Annotated in this window: 18 protein-coding genes; 10 read left to right on the plus strand and 8 right to left on the minus strand. The window is 59.3% G+C overall.

The features are described 5' to 3' along the window. Positions 1–170 precede the first annotated feature (170 nt). Positions 171–1,202, minus strand: a complete 1,032-nt coding sequence (gntR, locus tag H8F23_RS05400; RefSeq protein WP_194933653.1) for an HTH-type transcriptional regulator GntR — start codon at positions 1,200–1,202, stop codon at positions 171–173. 216 nt (positions 1,203–1,418) lie between these two features. On the opposite strand from gntR, the gene H8F23_RS05405 reads away from it, so the two are divergent. Next, positions 1,419–1,952, plus strand: coding sequence for a gluconokinase (locus H8F23_RS05405; RefSeq protein ID WP_095048167.1), 534 nt, complete (start codon positions 1,419–1,421; stop codon positions 1,950–1,952). An 82-nt stretch (positions 1,953–2,034) separates the two neighbouring features. Continuing rightward, on the plus strand, positions 2,035–3,390 hold the full coding sequence (locus tag H8F23_RS05410; RefSeq protein ID WP_099756982.1) for a GntP family permease: 1,356 nt from the start codon (positions 2,035–2,037) through the stop codon (positions 3,388–3,390). 176 nt (positions 3,391–3,566) lie between these two features. On the opposite strand, the gene alaC is transcribed toward H8F23_RS05410, so the two are convergent. Beyond that, positions 3,567–4,784 carry an alanine transaminase gene (gene alaC, locus H8F23_RS05415; RefSeq protein ID WP_093099119.1) on the minus strand — a complete coding sequence of 406 codons (1,218 nt, stop codon included), beginning with the start codon at positions 4,782–4,784 and terminating at the stop codon, positions 3,567–3,569. A 139-nt stretch (positions 4,785–4,923) separates the two neighbouring features. On the opposite strand from alaC, the gene H8F23_RS05420 reads away from it, so the two are divergent. The 3 genes from H8F23_RS05420 (at position 4,924) to H8F23_RS05430 (ending at position 6,960) form a co-directional block, all read left to right on the plus strand. Further along, on the plus strand, positions 4,924–5,586 hold the full coding sequence (locus tag H8F23_RS05420; RefSeq protein WP_041479200.1) for a LysE family translocator: 663 nt from the start codon (positions 4,924–4,926) through the stop codon (positions 5,584–5,586). Positions 5,587–5,653: 67 nt separating this feature from the next. After that, the gene (locus tag H8F23_RS05425; protein WP_194933654.1) at positions 5,654–6,148 is read left to right on the plus strand and encodes a GyrI-like domain-containing protein; all 495 of its coding nucleotides are present in this window, start codon (positions 5,654–5,656) and stop codon (positions 6,146–6,148) included. Positions 6,149–6,471: 323 nt separating this feature from the next. Next, a complete protein-coding gene (locus H8F23_RS05430; RefSeq protein WP_194933655.1) occupies positions 6,472–6,960 on the plus strand; it encodes a GNAT family N-acetyltransferase in 489 nt (162 codons plus the stop codon). A 120-nt stretch (positions 6,961–7,080) separates the two neighbouring features. Here the strand turns inward: H8F23_RS05430 and H8F23_RS05435 are convergent, their stop codons facing one another. Together H8F23_RS05435 and H8F23_RS05440 are read right to left on the minus strand one after the other, a co-directional pair. Further along, positions 7,081–7,686, minus strand: a complete 606-nt coding sequence (locus H8F23_RS05435; protein ID WP_194933656.1) for a pyridoxamine 5'-phosphate oxidase family protein — start codon at positions 7,684–7,686, stop codon at positions 7,081–7,083. Positions 7,687–7,704: 18 nt separating this feature from the next. Then, on the minus strand, positions 7,705–8,190 hold the full coding sequence (locus tag H8F23_RS05440) for a GNAT family N-acetyltransferase (RefSeq protein WP_194933657.1): 486 nt from the start codon (positions 8,188–8,190) through the stop codon (positions 7,705–7,707). Positions 8,191–8,330: 140 nt separating this feature from the next. On the opposite strand from H8F23_RS05440, the gene H8F23_RS05445 reads away from it, so the two are divergent. Genes H8F23_RS05445 through H8F23_RS05455 form a run of 3 tightly spaced genes read left to right on the plus strand, consistent with a single transcriptional unit; the run spans position 8,331 to position 10,375 of the window. Further along, complete coding sequence (locus H8F23_RS05445) at positions 8,331–8,756, plus strand: YybH family protein (protein WP_194933658.1); 426 nt, start codon at positions 8,331–8,333, stop codon at positions 8,754–8,756. A 40-nt stretch (positions 8,757–8,796) separates the two neighbouring features. Next, the gene (locus H8F23_RS05450) at positions 8,797–9,141 is read left to right on the plus strand and encodes a YciI family protein (protein WP_194933659.1); all 345 of its coding nucleotides are present in this window, start codon (positions 8,797–8,799) and stop codon (positions 9,139–9,141) included. Then, positions 9,134–10,375: an RNA polymerase sigma factor gene (locus tag H8F23_RS05455; RefSeq protein ID WP_194933660.1), complete on the plus strand. Its 1,242-nt coding sequence runs from the start codon at positions 9,134–9,136 to the stop codon at positions 10,373–10,375. The genes H8F23_RS05450 and H8F23_RS05455 overlap by 8 nt, the downstream gene beginning before the upstream one ends. A gap of 225 nt (positions 10,376–10,600) precedes the next feature. Here the strand turns inward: H8F23_RS05455 and H8F23_RS05460 are convergent, their stop codons facing one another. Continuing rightward, positions 10,601–11,455, minus strand: coding sequence for a LysR family transcriptional regulator (locus H8F23_RS05460; RefSeq protein WP_194933661.1), 855 nt, complete (start codon positions 11,453–11,455; stop codon positions 10,601–10,603). A gap of 89 nt (positions 11,456–11,544) precedes the next feature. Between H8F23_RS05460 and H8F23_RS05465 the strand changes: the two genes are divergently transcribed. After that, complete coding sequence (locus tag H8F23_RS05465) at positions 11,545–11,982, plus strand: multidrug/biocide efflux PACE transporter (RefSeq protein WP_093430434.1); 438 nt, start codon at positions 11,545–11,547, stop codon at positions 11,980–11,982. Between the two features lie 92 nt (positions 11,983–12,074). On the opposite strand, the gene H8F23_RS05470 is transcribed toward H8F23_RS05465, so the two are convergent. Next, positions 12,075–12,833 carry an SDR family NAD(P)-dependent oxidoreductase gene (locus H8F23_RS05470; RefSeq protein ID WP_194933662.1) on the minus strand — a complete coding sequence of 253 codons (759 nt, stop codon included), beginning with the start codon at positions 12,831–12,833 and terminating at the stop codon, positions 12,075–12,077. Positions 12,834–12,953: 120 nt separating this feature from the next. Here H8F23_RS05470 and H8F23_RS05475 point away from each other — a divergent pair, with 120 nt between their 5' ends. Beyond that, a complete protein-coding gene (locus H8F23_RS05475; RefSeq protein ID WP_194933663.1) occupies positions 12,954–13,850 on the plus strand; it encodes a LysR family transcriptional regulator in 897 nt (298 codons plus the stop codon). Between the two features lie 124 nt (positions 13,851–13,974). On the opposite strand, the gene H8F23_RS05480 is transcribed toward H8F23_RS05475, so the two are convergent. After that, complete coding sequence (locus H8F23_RS05480; protein WP_194933664.1) at positions 13,975–15,588, minus strand: inorganic phosphate transporter; 1,614 nt, start codon at positions 15,586–15,588, stop codon at positions 13,975–13,977. Between the two features lie 201 nt (positions 15,589–15,789). Beyond that, positions 15,790–16,812 carry a transporter gene (locus H8F23_RS05485; RefSeq protein WP_099756971.1) on the minus strand — a complete coding sequence of 341 codons (1,023 nt, stop codon included), beginning with the start codon at positions 16,810–16,812 and terminating at the stop codon, positions 15,790–15,792. Between the last annotated feature and the right edge of the window lie 443 nt (positions 16,813–17,255).

Raw genomic sequence — 17,255 nt, forward strand, 5'->3', positions numbered from 1 at the left:
GAGTGAGCCTGCTCGCGATAGCGGTGTGTCATTCAACACATGCGTCGCCTGACACACCGCTATCGCGAGCAGGCTCACTCCTACAGGGATCGTGTTTCAATCTTGAGTTTTGTGACCACCACAAAAACCTGTGGGATCTGGCTTGCCAGCTCCCACAGGAGTTTCAGGGGTTACGTGCTCTCGCGGATTCTCAGTTCAAAGCCCATGTCTTCCACCGGACGCGCCACGCTGTTACCGGCCATCAACGTCAGCATCTGCTCCGCCGCGCGCCGGCCAATCGCTTCGCGCGGGGTGTTGATGCTGCTCAGGCGCGGCACCATGTGTTCGGACATCGGCAAGTCGTTGAAACCGAGAATCGCTACCTGCTCGGGAATCTTGATGCCGTTGCGCAGCGCCTCCAGCAACGCACCCTGCGCCAGGTCATCGTTACCGAAGAAGATCGCATCAACGTCCGGATGCGCCGCGAGCAATTGCAAAAACAACTCCCCGCCCAAGCCCACCGATGAAGAACGAGGCGTCAGTACTTCCAGATCCGGGTCGTAACGCCCGGCCTTCTGCAACGCTTTGCGAAAACCTTCACCGCGCAACAACGTGCGCTGATCAAGTTGCGCACCGATGTAAGCCAGACGCTTGCGCCCACGCGAAAGCAAATGTTCGGCCGCCGTTTCACCGGCACTCAGTTGCGAGAACCCTACGCAATTCACCCCGGCAGCGCTGTCCAGTTCCATCATGTACACGCAGGGAATATTGCTCGCCTCGATCATCCGTCGCGAACTTTCCGTGCGATCAAACCCGGTCAGCAAAAATCCACGTGGCTGATAGGCCATGTAGTTGCGCAGCAGGTTTTCTTCTTCATCGCGTGAATAGTGGAAGTTGCCGATCAGCACTTCGAAGCCTTTGGGCGTCAGTACCCGATGAATGGCTTCCAGCGTATCGATGAACAGCAAGTTGGATAACGAAGGCACCAGAACCACCACCGAATGGCTCTGCGCCGAGGCCAATGCGCGGGCGGCAGGGTTGACCACGTAGTTGAGTTCGAGCGCGGCTTTCTGGACTTTTTCCACAAGGTCAGTGGCCACGGTGCTGACACCGCGCAAGGCCCGGGAGGCAGTAATCGGGCTGACACCGGCCAGGCGGGCAACTTCATTCAGGGTGGGACGGCCGGTGGTGCGAGTGTTTTTATCGTTTTTAGGGGAGGTCATCGGGCGGCTTGCCAAACAAAAATCAAGGCACTAAGGTAGCGCTGTCCTGATGCAGCTGTAAATGCGTAAGCGAGGTCCTGCCTGATCTTCGCTTTTTGGCGTTGGGAACAAACCTGCTGCAACCCAAAAAAACGACAAGAAGGCGTCGGCAACTTCTGCCTGTGCACTAGAGTCATAGCTAGCAAAGGTAGCGCTGTCTGCGCGCTGAGGTGTTATATGAGTCATCCCATCACCGCCCTGGTCATCATGGGCGTTGCCGGTTGCGGCAAGACGTGCGTCAGCGAGGCCCTGTGCCAATTGAGCGGCGCCACTGCCATTGAAGGCGATACTTTCCATCCGGCCGCGAACATCGAAAAGATGAGCGCGGGGATCCCCCTGAACGACGACGACCGTGCCGGCTGGCTCGACAGCCTGTGCGATGAACTGCGTCGCGTCGACGCGCTGGGCAAACGCCCGGTGCTGACCTGCTCGGCCCTTAAACACAGTTATCGCGAAGTGTTGCGCAGCGCCTTGCCGGGCCTGGGTTTCGTGTTTCTTGAATTGACCCCTGAAGTTGCCGCTGAACGTGTGTCCCACCGTCCGGGCCACTTCATGCCCGCGACGTTGATCGAAAGCCAGTTCGCCACCCTCGAATCGCCGAAGGGTGAGCCGTTGACGTTGGCGCTGAATGCTTCGATCCACAGTGTTGAAGAACTGGCGTCCCAGGCTCACGTCTGGTGGCAGGCCCACGGTCTGAAACAGGCGGTATGAGTGTGTTGAAAGAGATAGCGCTGTCCTCCCGACTTCTGTTTAACCCGCTTTAATAACAACAACAATCCAGGAGACACCCCCAATGTTTGGCATGTCCCACGACGCCTACCTGCTGCTCGATGCAGTGGTCACGGTAATCGGCCTGATTATCCTGATCACCAAATTCAAGATTCACCCGTTCATTTCCCTGACCATTGCCGCCGCGTTCCTCGGCCTGACGTCGGGCATGCCGATCGGCACCATCATCAAAGCGTTCCAGGACGGCTTCGGTGGCGTGCTCGGTTTTGTCGGCATCATCCTTGCGCTGGGTACCATGCTCGGCAAAATGATGGCCGAGTCGGGCGGGGCGGATCAGATCGCCCAGACCCTGATCCGTGCGTTCGGTAAGGATAAAGTCCAGTGGGCGATGATGTTCGCCGCGTTCCTGGTGGGCATTCCGCTGTTCTTCGAGATCGGCTTCGTATTGCTGATTCCGCTGGTGTTCATCGTTGCGCGCCGCACCGGCGTGTCGATCATCAAGATCGGTATCCCGCTGCTCGCCGGTCTGTCCGCCGTGCACGGCCTGGTGCCACCGCACCCGGGTCCGTTGCTGGCCATCGGCGTGTTTGGCGCTGACATCGGCAAGACCATTCTTTACGGTCTGATCGTTGCGCTGCCGACCGCGATCATCGCCGGTCCGATCTTCGGTACGTTTATCGCCAAGCACATTCCGGGTCACCCGAATCAGGAACTGGTCGATCAACTGGCCCGCGAAAACGACGACTCGGCCAAGCTGCCGAGCTTCACCATCACCCTGATCACCGTGCTGCTGCCGGTGTTCCTGATGCTGCTGAAAACCTTCGCTGACGTGGCGCTGCCGGACGGTCACTTCTTCCGCACCTGGATGGACATGATCGGTCACCCGATCTCGGCACTGCTGCTGGCGTTGCTGCTGTCGCTGTACACCTTCGGCCACAAACAGGGCATCGGTTCCCAGCAAATGCTCAAGTGGCTGGATGCGAGCCTGGCGCCAACCGCGGCGATCATCCTGATCATCGGTGCTGGCGGTGGCTTCAAGCAGATGCTGGTGACCAGCGGCGTGGGCGACGTGATCGGCCACATGGCGGTCAGCGCACAGATCTCGCCGATCCTGCTGGCGTGGCTGGTGGCAGCGGTGATTCGTATCGCGACCGGTTCGGCAACGGTGGCGACCATTACTGGCGCGGGCATTGTCGTGCCGGTGGTGGGGATGATCCCGGGCGTTAACCGTGAGCTGCTGGTACTGGCTACCGGCGCCGGTTCGCTGATCCTGTCCCACGTGAACGACGCCGGTTTCTGGCTGGTGAAGCAGTACTTCAACATGACCGTGGCCGAGACGTTCAAGACCTGGACGGCGATGGAAACCATCCTGTCCATCGTTGCGTTGGGCTTTATCCTGCTGTTGTCGCTGTTCGTTTAAGCGCTTATCGCAGGCACAAAAAAACCGCAGCGATGCGGTTTTTTTGTGGGTGAAATTTCGAGGCCGGACACATTCCCTTGTAGGAGTGAGCCTGCTCGCGATAGCGGTGTATCAGTGCCATTTACGGTGACTGACACACCGCTATCGCGAGCAGGCTCACTCCTACAGGTTTTGTGTTAGCCGCCAGTTTTTGCGACTAAGCCATCCGCCCGGAACATCCCGCGAATCCCGCGCACCGCCTGACGAATGCGGTCCTGGTTTTCGATCAGCGCAAAGCGCACGTGATCGTCGCCATACTCGCCAAACCCCACCCCCGGCGAGACGCAGACCTTGGCCTCGGCCAGCAGTTTCTTGGCAAACTCCAGCGAACCCAGATGCGCGTAGGCCTCAGGAATCTTCGCCCAGACGTACATCGACGCCTTCGGATTCTCAACCATCCAACCCAGTTCATGCAGGCCTTTGACCAGCACGTTGCGGCGCTGGCGATACTGCTCGGCGATGTCGCGCACACACTGCTGATCGCCTTCCAGCGCGGCAATCGCCGCCACTTGCAGCGGGGTGAAGGTGCCGTAGTCGTGGTAGCTCTTGATCCGCGCCAGCGCGTTGACCAGTTCCGGGTTGCCGACCATGAAACCGATGCGCCAGCCGGCCATGTTGTAGCTCTTGGACAGGGTGAAAAACTCCACCGCAATGTCCTTGGCGCCGGGCACCTGCATGATCGACGGGGCTTTCCAGCCGTCGTAGACGATGTCGGCGTACGCCAGATCGTGAATTACCAGCACGTCGTACTGCTTGGCGAGGGCGATCACCCGTTCGAAGAAATCCAGTTCCACGCACTGCGCAGTCGGATTCGATGGGAAGCCGAGGATCATCATTTTCGGTTTCGGAATCGAACCGCGAATGGCCCGTTCCAGTTCGTCGAAGAAGTCCACGCCAGGCACCAGCGGCACCGAACGCACCTGGGCACCGGCAATCACCGCGCCGTAGATGTGAATCGGGTAGCTCGGATTGGGCACCAATACGGTGTCGCCCTGATCCAGGGTCGCCAGCATCAAATGCGCCAGGCCTTCCTTGGAACCGATGGTGACAATGGCTTCGCTTTCCGGGTCGATGTCGACCTCGTAGCGTTGCTTGTACCAGTTGGAAATCGCCCGGCGCAGGCGTGGAATGCCTTTTGACGTGGAGTAACCGTGGGTGTCTTCGCGTTGGGCAACTTGCACGAGTTTTTCGACAATATGCGGCGGCGTGGCGCCGTCGGGGTTGCCCATGCTCAAGTCGATGATGTCTTCACCACGACGCCTGGCAGCCATTTTCAGCTCGGCGGTGATGTTGAAAACGTAAGGGGGGAGTCGATCTATGCGCGCAAAGCGGCGCGGCGAACCTTGTTCAGCCATTGTTGCCTCGGATAACGTAAGCGCCCGGAACCGTCCGAGCGACGCTGGTCACTGCGGTGACCTGTGGCGGAAGATAAGGTCAGTGATGGCATACTGTCCAGCCCGTTTGTAAACAATTTTGTCCCAAGGAAATCGGTAGATGGAATTCACCAGCGGCTTCTTGCTGAGCCTTTCGCTGTGCCTGGATATCGGCGTGGCCAACATCGCCATGATCACCCTGGCGATGCAGCGCGGTTACTTTCAGGGCTTTGCGCTGGGCCTCGGCACCTGTGTTGGCGACCTGATTTATGCGGTGCTGGCGCTGGCCGGCATGACTGTTTTGCTGCAATACGAGACCGTGCGCTGGGTGTTGTGGATTGGTGGTTCGGCGCTGCTGATCTACTTTGCGGCAAAGATGATTTACTCGGCGATCCATCACGAAGCGCTGCTGGCCGAGACGGCGGAGGTGGGGCAGAACTCCCATCGCAAGGAATTCTTCCGGGGGATTTTTCTCGCCATGTCGTCGCCGAGCGCGATTCTCTGGTTCGCGGCGGTGGGCGGCACCTTGATTGCGCGTTCCGGTGGTGGCGGTCCTTTGAGTTCGGCGCTGTTCCTCGGTGGGTTCCTCTGCGCCGGATTACTGTGGTCCGCCGGTTTGTGCTTCGCTGCGAGCCATGGTGGCAAGCTGCTGGGCGATAAGCTATTGCGCTATTCCTACCTGGCATCTGCAGCGATCTTCTGCTATTTCGCAGTCTACGTGATCGTATCTGGTTACAACGAGTTTGTCGGCTCGGGCGCCGTCGAGCAGTTGCACGCGCTGTAACCGTGCGATTTGGATCGGGCTTTCTATACTCCCAGCCGAACCCTTTTTTTGTTCCAGGAGTCGAGTCATGGATGAGCAAAAACGCGTCGAAGTGGCTGAACCTCGCTTCGAACATGGACACTTCTTGCTGATTGCAGGTTTTCGCGGTCGATTTACCCAAGACACAGCCAAGGACATTCCGACGCTGTGGGAAAAATTCTTGCCGCACCTGGGAAAGATCCAGGGGCAAAAGAACGAAGTGACCTACGGTGTCTGCAGCAATTTCGACGGCAAGGGCGGCTTCGATTACATCGCCGGTGTGGAAATCAGCAAGCTCGATGACCTCGACCAGAAGGTCTACCAGTGGGTCGAAGTGCTGCCTCGCCAGTACGCAGTGTTCGAGCACAAAGGACCGCTCGAACAGCTGCCGCAAACCCTGCAATACATCTACAAGACCTGGCTGCCGACCTCGCACTACGTAGAGCTCAATGCCCCGGAACTGGAGCGCTATAGCGCCGATTTCAATCCGCGGCTGCACACCGGCAAACTGGAAATCTGCGTGCCGGTCGATAACAAGGCCTGAACCAACAGACATGAGGCGGATCACTGATCCGCCTCATGGTTTCAACCGCGTTTACCCTTGCCCAACCGTCGCGCCCGCAAGAGGTCGATGCCCAGGGTGATAAAGCCGAACGTACTGATGCCCAACACCATCAACAGGCCGATTTCAACGCTGCTCATAAACGGTTTCCCCCAAGGGTGATCAGAGACACACCTGAGAAATAGCCCGCCGCGAACCCGAAGAAAAGCACTTATACGCAGGCTTTACGCCGCCCGTGCGCATCGATATGCAGGCCTTATTCCTTTATGCTTTCGGCACTTTCTTCTGCCGATTTCCGAGCCGCCATGAACACCGTTATCCGCAACGTCACCGCCGCCGATCTGGACCGCTGCTACGCCATCGAAACCGTTGCCTACGAAGGTGACGAAGCGGCCACCCGCGAGAAGATCGCCACGCGCATTGCCACCTGGCCGGAAGGTTTTATCGTTGCCGAGGTGGATGGCGTGGTGGCAGGCTTCGTCAATTCCGGCGCGGCGTTTGATGTGCAAATGTCCGACGAGGCGTTCAAGGAACTGATTGGCCACGACCCGAAAGGGCCGAACGTGGTGATCATGTCGGTGGTGGTGCACCCGGATTATCAGGGGCAGGGTTTGGCCAAGCGTTTGATGGGCGAGTTCATCGAGCGCATGCGCGGGATGGACAAGGCGACGATTCATCTGATGTGCAAGGAAAAGCACATTGCGTTGTATGCCGGGTTTGGTTTTGCCTACATCAAACCGTCGGAGTCTGATCACGGCGGCATGGCGTGGCACGAGATGATCCTGACCCTCTAACCCCACACCGATCTCCACTGTAGGAGCTGCCGAAGGCTGCGATCTTTTGATCTTGATTTTTAACAGCAAGGTCAAAAGATCGCAGCCTTCAGCAGCTCCTACACGGGGGACCGTGTTGTGTCAGTAAAGGGTATCGCTTACCCGTTTCGGCGCTTCCCGATCGTAAGTGTCGGCATCGAACTGCCCGTCATTCAGGCGCTTGTGGAAAGCGCCGGCAGAGGGCAGGGCCGAGCGCGGCAGATGCGTTTCCGGGTTCCACGCATCCGAGCGTACAAACGCTTTTGAACAATGAAAAAACGCCGCTTCCACCGTCACCAGCAACACCGTTTTCGCCGGTTTGCCATTCACCGCAAAACTCTCCAACAAATGCTGCTCCGCGCTGATCACCGCCGTGCCATTGACCCGCAATGTCTCGCCAATCCCCGGGATGATGAACAGCAGCGACACCCGCGAATCGTGCAACACATTGCGCAGGGTATCGATGCGGTTATTGCCCGGGCGATCCGGCAGCGCGAGCGTGCGCTCATCAATGATCCGCACAAACCCGGCTTTGTCACCGCGCGGCGAATTATCCAGGCCATCGGTGCCCACCGAGCTGACAATCACCAGCGGCGACAGGCGCACCATTGCCTGATAATCCTCGTTGAGAAAACCGATCTGCTTGCGCAGCGCCCGTTCATGCGGCAATCCGTAAATCGCTTCCAGCGCTTCGATTGAATCGATCATCGTGCATCCCTCGATGACTTAGAAAACCAGGCCCATGCGCCGTTCGTAACCGATCCGGCCCTTGTACGCTTCGCCGCTGTCGACATAGCCGTGTTTGGCATACAGCGCGATGGCTGCGTCGTTATCCGCGTCGACCGACAATTCCAGTCCCTTGATCTCCGGCCACGCCTGACGCGCAACGCCGGGCAACGCTTGCAGACAGGCCTTGCCGTAACCCTTGCCCTGAGCGCGGCGATCGACCTGCAACGCATGCAGGGTGGCGCTGTGTTCATCGGCCCAGGCCGGCAACACGGGCGGGCGCTTGAGCAACAGAAACGCCACGGGTACTTCATCTGCCAGCAGCGCAAAACCCTTCACACCCCGTCCGGGTTTCGACAGCAAGGTGTGCAAAGCCCCATGGATATCGCCGGAGAACTTGATCTGCTCGGCATGGATTTCAATCGCCTCGACTTGCTCACGCTGCAAGGTGTTAAGGCTGTCGTACGGCACGAGTTGGGCTGACACGGGAATTTCCTTTTTCCTACAAAGATGAGCCTCGGATTCTAGCGATTTTGTCTTCTGCGGAAATTTTTTGTTTCGCCTGTCGATCACCTCGAGTGCCGAACGACTAAGGGTGTCCTCACAACAAAAACACGGAGAACACCATGAGCGCACAAACCGAGATCCAGACCCTGATCAACACCTACCGCGAAGCCGTCATGACCAAGGACGTAGAGAAAGTCATGGCGTTGTACGCCGACGACATCGTCTCTTTCGACGCAATCAAGGCCCTGCAATTCAAGGGTAAAGCCGCCTACCGCGCGCATTGGGTCGAGTGCATGGAAATGTGCCCCGGCCCGCACATTTTCGAGTTCCACGAAATCGCCATCGAAAGCGCTGACGACATCGCCTTCGCCCATTGGGTGGCCAACTGCGGCGGCACCAATGACAAGGGCGAAACCCAGAGTTGCTGGATGCGCGTCACCGCTTGCTATCGGCAGGTTGGCGGGACATGGAAAATCGTCCACGAACACTGGTCGGCGCCGTTCGATCCGATGAGCGGCGCGACCCTGTTCGATGTGACCCCCTGATCTTCAGCCATAGTTGATCCGTCCGCTTCAGGAGAACGCCATGAAGTATTTATGCCTGGTCTACAGCGATGAGCGCCTGCTGCATTCATCGCCCGACAGCCCGGAGGACGCCGAATGCAGGGCCTACGCCGAGTCGATTCAGGGCAGTGGGCGAATGGTCGCCGCCGAGGCGCTGGAGTCGGTGCAGACCGCCACCACGGTGCGTATGCGCAACGGCAAATTGTCGATCACCGATGGCCCGTTCGCTGAAACCAAGGAGCAACTGGCCGGTTTCTACCTGATTGACGCCAAGGATCTCAACGACGCGATTCAGATAGCCGGCAATATTCCGGCGGCGCGGGTTGGCAGCGTTGAAGTACGACCGGTGCGGCAATTGAATGTCTGAGGTCAAGGCGCGGGTCGAGCAGGTCTACCGCGAAGAGTCGCGGCGGATTCTGGCGACGCTGATTCGCCTGCTGGGTGATTTCGACCTCGCCGAAGAAGCCTTGCACGAGGCGTTCTTCGTTGCGGTCGAACGCTGGCAGCGCGACGGCGTGCCAGACAATCCGCGCACTTGGCTGGTCTCCACCGGGCGCTTCAAGGCCATCGATGTGTTGCGCAGGCGTGCGCGGTTCAAGGCCTCGCAGCCGCTGTTGCTGGCGCAACTGGAAGAACTGGAACAGGCCGACTGGAGTGGCGAAGACGTGGAAGACGATCGTCTGCGGCTGATCTTCACCTGTTGCCACCCGGCGCTGGCGGCGGATGCGCAAGTGCCGCTGACCTTGCGTGAAGTCTGCGACCTGACCACCGAGGAAATCGCCCGCGCCTTTCTCTGCGCGCCGGCAGCGATTGCCCAGCGCATCGTGCGCGCCAAAGCGAAGATTCGTGACGCGAGAATTCCCTATCAAGTACCGAGCCTGAGCGAACTGCCCGAGCGCCTCGATAGCGTGTTGCGGGTGATTTATCTGGTGTTCAACGAAGGGTATTCGGCGTCGTGCGGGGCCGAGTTGATCCGTGAGGATCTGACCCGCGAGGCGATACGGCTTGGGTGGCTGTTGATGGAATTGCTACCGGAGCCGGAGGTGATGGGGCTGCTGGCGATGATGCTGTTGCACGAGTCGCGACGGTCGGCGCGCACTTCGCCGAGTGGTGAACTGGTGCTACTGGATGATCAGGACCGTTCACTGTGGGATGCCGGGTTGATTGCTGAGGGATGTGCGCTGGTCGAACGTGCACTGACCACGCGGCGCTTTGGGCCATATTGTTTGCAGGCGGCGATTGCGGCGGTTCATGCTGAGGCGCCGTCGGCGGGGGAGACGGATTGGGAGCAGATCGTTGGTTTGTATGACGTGCTGTTGCGTGCGGTGCCTTCGCCGGTGATCGAGTTGAACCGGGCGGTGGCGGTGGCCAAGCGGGATGGGGCGCTGAACGGTTTGAATCTGATTGAAGGGATTTTGGGACGCGGCGAGTTGCAGGATTATCACTTGGCGCATTCGGCGCGGGCGGAGTTTTGTCGGCAATTGGGCAGGGTGGAAGAGGCGAGGGCGGCGTATTTGCGCGCCTTGGAGCTTACGCGGCAGGAACCGGAACGGCGGTTTATTGAAGGGCGGCTTTCGGCGCTGGAATTGCCCTCACCCTAGCCCTCTCCCAGGGGGAGAGGGGACTGATTGGGGGATATTGGAGAGGTTCACCGACTTGAACGATCGATATTGAATTCAGAATCAACCCAATCTGATCGAGGTTCAAGGCCGCAACGAATCCACAATCGACTCGGTCTCTCAGGTCGATGTATGACGCAAGACACCTCGGTCGGCTCCTTCTCCCTCCGGGAGAGGGCTGGGGTGAGGGTGGCTCTGTCTTGACCGCTATTCCAACATCTTGCTGAGCAACCAGCTCCCCGCCGGCCCCGGCGGATACAGCCGCGACCACAAGGCATCGACAAACACCGGTTTCGGCCAGCCGCGCACGTTCAATTCCACCAGCAAATCATTGCCAAAGCGCTGTGCCAGCCAACGCGGCAACGGCGCCCAGCCAAAACCTTTCTCGGCCATTTCCAGCAACATCAGATAACTCGGTGCCGACCACACCCGACCTTTGCCGCGACTGTCGTAAGGATTGACGATTGTCGCCAGGCGCAATTCACGGTGCTGTTCCAGGACGTGTTGATCAACGTGATCAAGCTTGGCCAGCGCGTGATCGCGATTGACGAACAAGGCGATTTCCGTGCGCTCGGCCACCGTCGACGTCGCCAGGTCCGGTGGGTAGCTCTCTTGCATCTCGGCGAAGGCCAGATGCGCACGACCGCGCTGCACCAGCTCGATCAGGTCATCGCATTCGGCGATCAGGCATTCCAGCTCCAGATCCGGATAACGCTGCTCAAACCCGACCAGCGCCGCTTCAAAACGGTACGACTGATAAGTGTCGGAAATCGCCACGGTCAGCTTCGGCTCGACGCCTTGGGACAACTGCCGCGCAGTCATTTCCAGACGACTGCTGGCCGCCAGAATCGCCTCGGCGCGTTGCAGCATCACATGCCCGGCCGGGGTCAGCGCCGGTTTGCGGCTGCTGCGATCGAACAACTGCAGATCCAGATCGATCTCAAGGCTGGCCACTGCCGCGCTGATGGTCGACTGACTGCGCCCCAGTTTGCGCGCCGCTGCCGAAAACGAGCCTTGGGTCGCCGCCTGGACAAACGCCAGCAGCACTTCCTGCGAGATCATCAACTATCGCCTTGATCGATGGTTATTGGTTATGAAGTATCGGTATCAAGATAGATCATGGCAACCCTATTCACTCAAGGAGTCAGGCCATGACTGCCCACAAATCGATCACTGAACGTATTTTCCAGGCCGTTGGTTTCGAACTGCTGGCCATCCTGATCTGCACCCCGTTGCTGGCGTGGATCATGCAAAAACCGATGCTTGAAATGGGCGCGGTGACTGTGTTGATCGCGTTGCTGGCGCTGGGCTGGAACGTGGTGTTCAACCGTTTCTTCGACCGGATGCTGGAACGCATGAACGTCGCGCACAACGCTTGGATACGTGTGGTGCACGCGCTGCTGTTCGAAGGCGGCTTGATCGTGATGGGCGTGCCGCTGATTGCCTGGTGGCTGTCGGTCAGCCTGTGGCAGGCGTTTTTGCTCGACATCGGCGTGTTGCTGTTTTTCCTGCCGTACACCTATGTTTATCACTGGGGCTATGACGTGGTACGTGAGCGCTTCATGACCCGTAACGCTTGCCAAGGCTAACACCACCCCCGTATAGGAGCTGCCGAAGGCTGCGACCTTTTGCTCGCAGCCTTCGGCAGCTCCTACAGGGGGGCAAGTGTTTTCAGCGTTGGTTAGAGGAACATGCCGCCGGATGCCTCGACCCGCTGACCATTGATCCACTGCGCACCCGGCGACAGCAACAACGCCAATGCCCCGCCAATGTCATCCGGCTGCCCGGCCCGGCCCAGTGCGGTGTTGCTGGCAACCATCGCATTCACCGCCGAGTTGTCTCTTACGGCGCCACCGCCGAAGTCAGTTTCGATGGCGCCCGGGGCGAGAATGTTCACGCCAATCTGCCGGGCCCCCAGCTCTTTGGCCTGATAACGGGTCAGCACTTCCATCGCGCCTTTCATCGCCGCATAGGCGCCGTAACCCGGCAGACTGAAACGGGTCAGGCCGCTGGAAATATTGATGATCCGCCCGCCATCGTTGATCAGCGCCAGCAACTGTTGGGTCAGGAAGAATGGCCCTTTCAACTGAATGTTCATCAGCAAATCAAACTGCTCCGGGGTGGTCTCGGCAAACAGCGCATGCACGCCGATCCCGGCATTGTTGATCAGGAAATCAAAACGCTGACGGTCAAACGTCTGCTGCAACGCCTGCTCAACACGTGTACTGAAATCGGCGAAGCTTTCGCTGCGGCCGACGTCCAGTTGCAGCATCACGGCTTTCGCGCCGAGTGCCTGCAGTTCGGTTACCAGCGCCTGGGCTTCATCGGCGCGGCTGTTGTAGGTGCCGATGATGTCGATGCCCTGAGCGGCGAGGTGCAGGGCGGCGTTTTTGCCCAAGCCGCGACTGGCGCCGGTGATCAATGCGATTTTGCGATTCATGGAGGCTTCCTCGATTGCGGTGAGTGGTGATGGCCTCAGTTTATTTGTCCGCCAAGGGGTGATAAACAGGTTGAAAACGGAATCACTGGTCGGCTCAGCCGAACAATCCATAGGTGCCTTATGAACAAACTGGAACTGCTGCGCACCTTCGTCCGGGTCAGCGAACTGTCGAGTTTTACCCTCGCGGGCGAGAGCCTTGGCTTGCCGCGCTCGACCGTGTCCGAACATGTGCAAGCGCTGGAAACCCTGCTCGGCACGCGTCTGCTGCAACGCACCACACGCAAGGTGCAGGCGACGCAGGACGGGCTGGTGTTGTACGAGCGCAGCAAGGACCTGCTCTCGCACATGGACGAGATCGAGGGCTTGTTCCGCCAGGACGAGGCGTCGCTGACCGGGCGCATTCGGGTCGACATGCCGAACATTCTCGCGCGGCGTCTGATCATGCCGCGCCTGCCGCAATTCATGGAGCGTCATCCGAACCTGGAGCTGGAAATCAGCAGCACCGATCGCCGGGTTGATCTGCTCAGCGAAGGCTTCGATTGCGTGGTGCGCATCGGCGCGCAACCGGATCAGTCGGTGGTCGCGCGGCACCTCGGCGATTTCCAGATGGCCAACTGCGCCAGCCCCGCGTACCTCGAGCGTTACGGCGTGCCGCAAACCCTTGAGGATCTGGCGCAGCATCGACTGGTGCATTACGTCGGCGTGCTCGGTTCGCGCTCGGAAGGTTTTGTGTACGAGGAGGGCGGTCAGGTTAAACGCTTGCCGATGGCTGGCAGCATTACGGTCAACAGCACTGACGCTTACGAGTCGGCGTGCCTGGGCGGTTTTGGTCTGACGCAGGTGCCGCGCACCGGCATGCAAACGCATCTGGAAAACGGCGAACTGGTCACCGTGCTGCCGCAATTCACCGCGCCGGCGATGGGGATTTCATTGTTGTATGCGCGGCAGCGGCATTTGCCGTTGCGGGTCAGGGTGTTTATGGACTGGCTCGGCGATCTGATTCGTTCCGCGCTCTGAACCTGAACACCGGTCAAAACTGTAGGAGTGAGCCTGCTCGCGATAGCGGTGTGTCAGTTGAATCAATGTTGACTGATACACCGCTATCGCGAGCAGGCTCACTCCTACAAGGGATCTTCGTCGGTTAGAAGATCTGGGTGAACAGCCAGTAGAGGCTGCCTGACAGCAGAATGGCGGCGGGGAGTGTCAGCACCCACGCCATCAACAGGTTGCGGATGGTCTTCATCTGCAACCCGCCACCGTTGGCGACCATGGTCCCGGCTACCCCTGAAGACAACACATGCGTGGTCGACACCGGCAAACCAAACATGTCCGCCGCGCCGATGGTCAGCATCGCCACAGTTTCCGCCGAGGCGCCCTGGGCATAGGTCAGATGGGTCTTGCCGATCTTCTCGCCGACCGTCACCACAATCCGCTTCCAGCCGACCATGGTGCCCAACCCGAGCGCGATGGCCACGGCGATCTTCACCCACAGCGGAATAAACCGTGTGGCGTTGTCGATCTGTTGCTTGAACAGTTGCAGTTTGCTGCTGGTGTCAGCGTCGAAATTGCCGACCTTGTTCTTGTCCATCAGGCGAATGCTTTCGCTGGCCAGGTACATGTCGTTACGCACGTTGCCCATGGCTTCGGCCGGGACTTTCGCCAGCGAGCCGTAGCCTTTGACTTCTTCACCGATGTGCCCGGTGAGAGCGGCGAGGGCGGGGATCAGTTGCGGCGTGGCGTCCTTGCTGCGCACGTAATCGGAGAGCACCGCACGCGGATCGGCCGGCGTCGGCAGCGGGGCATTTTTCACCAGCGCTTGCTGGGTGACTTGCGCCACGGCGGCAAACTGCAGCGATTGTTCTTCGGGCATGGTGCGGTTCAAGGCGTAGGCCATCGGCAACGTGCCGACCAGAATCAGCATGATCAGGCCCATGCCTTTCTGGCCGTCATTGGAGCCGTGGGCGAAGGACACGCCGGTGCAGGTCAGAATCAGCAAACCGCGAATCCACCACGGCGGCGGGGTGTTGCCTTTAGGGGCCTTGTACAGCGCGCGATTCTTCACGAACGCACGCAGCGCCAGCAGCAACAGCGCCGCGCAGCCGAAACCCACCAGTGGCGACAGGAGCAAGGCGTAACCGATCTTGGTTGCCTGCGCCCAATCGACACCGCTGGTGCCGTCGCGGCCGTGCATCAAGGCATTGGCCACGCCGACGCCGATGATCGAACCGATCAGCGTGTGCGAAGACGATGCCGGCAAACCGAGCCACCAGGTGCCGAGATTCCACAGGATCGCCGCGATCAGCAGGGCGAAAATCATCGAGAAACCGGCAGACGAACCGACCTGCAGAATCAACTCCACCGGCAGCAACGCGATGATGCCGAACGCCACCGCGCCGCTCGAAAGCAACACGCCGAGAAAGTTGAAGAACCCCGACCAGACCACTGCCACATTCGGCGGCAGCGAGTGGGTGTAAATCACCGTCGCGACGGCGTTGGCGGTGTCGTGGAAACCGTTGACGAACTCGAAACCCAAGGCAATCAGCAGCGCCACGCCGAGCAGCAGGAACGGCGTCCACGTGGTGACCACCGTGCCGAGTTCGTGCATGTCATGCATCAGGCTGTAGGCAGTGAACAGCATCCCCATCGCCAGCACCGCGAAAAAGATCACGTAGGTGAACGGGCCGGTTTTTTTATCAAGAGCCGGCCTGCCGCTGGCGGCGGACGCAGGGCTGGCGGTCAGGGAGGGAGTAGCCATGGCAGGACAATCCTGAGCGAGGGAAGGAATGTCGCCCATGATCGTTGCAGAATGTTACAGGGAGACTGCGCCATGTCAGTGTTTGGCTGAATAGCCTGACCATTGATCTGGAGGCAAAATCAAAAGATCGCAGCCTTCGGCAGCTCCTACAGGGGGAACTCATTCCAAGGTAGGAGCTGCCGAAGGCTGCGATCTTTGTTCTTAGTAATCCCCGCGCTTGCGAAATGCCCATCGCCCGGCAATCACAGTAAACGTCGCTACCAGCGCAACCAATATCCAGAACCCTTCCGGATCCTGCGACAACGGCACCCCGCCCACATTCATTCCGAAAAAACCGGCAATGATGTTGATCGGCAGCGCCAGCACCGTCACCACGGTCAAAGTAAACAGCGTGCGGTTGCTCTGTTCGTTGAGGTTGGCAGCGATCTCTTCCTGCAACAGTTTGATCCGCTCACCCAGCGCAGTGAGGTCGTTGATGATCAGCGCAAACTCCTCGGTGGATTTGCGCAGCTCCTTGACGTCCTCCTTTTGCAACCAGGGCGGCGGCCGGTTGAGCAGACGCAGCAGCGAACCCGGCTCCAGCGCCAGCAGCCGTTGCAGCCGCACCAGCACACGGCGATTGGCGCCGAGTTCGGCACGGTTGGTCGACAGCCGCGAGGAGAGCAATTCGTCCTCGACCTGATCGACGCTCATGCTGGTCTTGCGCACGATCTGCGTGAGTACTTCGCCCTGATCGCGCAGCAGATGCACGAGCAATTCCGAGGGCGAACGAAAACGCTCGCCGGCCTTCACCGACGAGCGCAATTTATCCACCGAGTGCAGCGGTTGCAGACGCGCACTGACGATCAGTTTGCTGCGCACACAGACCCACAGCGTCGACACGTCCGAGGAGACCATGCTGCTGAGGTTGAACACCACATCGTTGACCACCGCCAGCAACGCCGAGTCGACATGCTCGATGCGCGTCGACCGCGAACCTTCGTGCAACGCTTCGAAAAACTCCTCGGGCAATTGCAGATGACTTTTCATCCAGCGCTCGCACGCCGCATGCGCCAGATTGAGGTGCAGCCAAAGGAATTCGCCCGTGTCGTTATCGTCCTGCAAGCAGCGCAACGCTGTCGCCGAGTCGACTTCGCGGCCACGTTCGCCGGGCAGGAAACGAAAGCCGTAGAGCAGGCCAAACAGATCGGGATCGCGATGGCTGATATCGAGGCTGTGGTTCATGAAGGCTCGCTGCGAGGAGGGTGCGTCGGTCGCGCAAATGGCAGGTTCACTGAGCCGCATCATCGCAATGTCACATGACGTTTGTGTGACAGCAAAGTGACGCCAAATCAGCGACTTACCGGCGGTCGGGATTTCTTCAAGAAACGCTCTGGTGCGCCGATCACGCTTGGGTTACGTTGCGCGCGCTTGGCCATGAGCCAAGGCGTGCCGACAGGGATGTCCGGCAAATTTCACGCCTTATCGGGCGTGCCTCATCCTTGTCCTGAGTATCTTTCGATGCTGCAAAAATCCCTGAGAGCGCAAATTCTCGCCCTGCTGAGCGGCAGCCTGCTGGCGATGCTGTTGATCGCCCTGGCCTGTTTTCACTTTCTGTCCAACGGCGTGCAGAGTTACAGCCAGTTGATCGCCGGTCCCTTGCACACTTCGCAATTGATCGACGAGGC

The organism is Pseudomonas neuropathica (assembly GCF_015461835.1).
GTDB lineage: Bacteria > Pseudomonadota > Gammaproteobacteria > Pseudomonadales > Pseudomonadaceae > Aquipseudomonas > Aquipseudomonas neuropathica.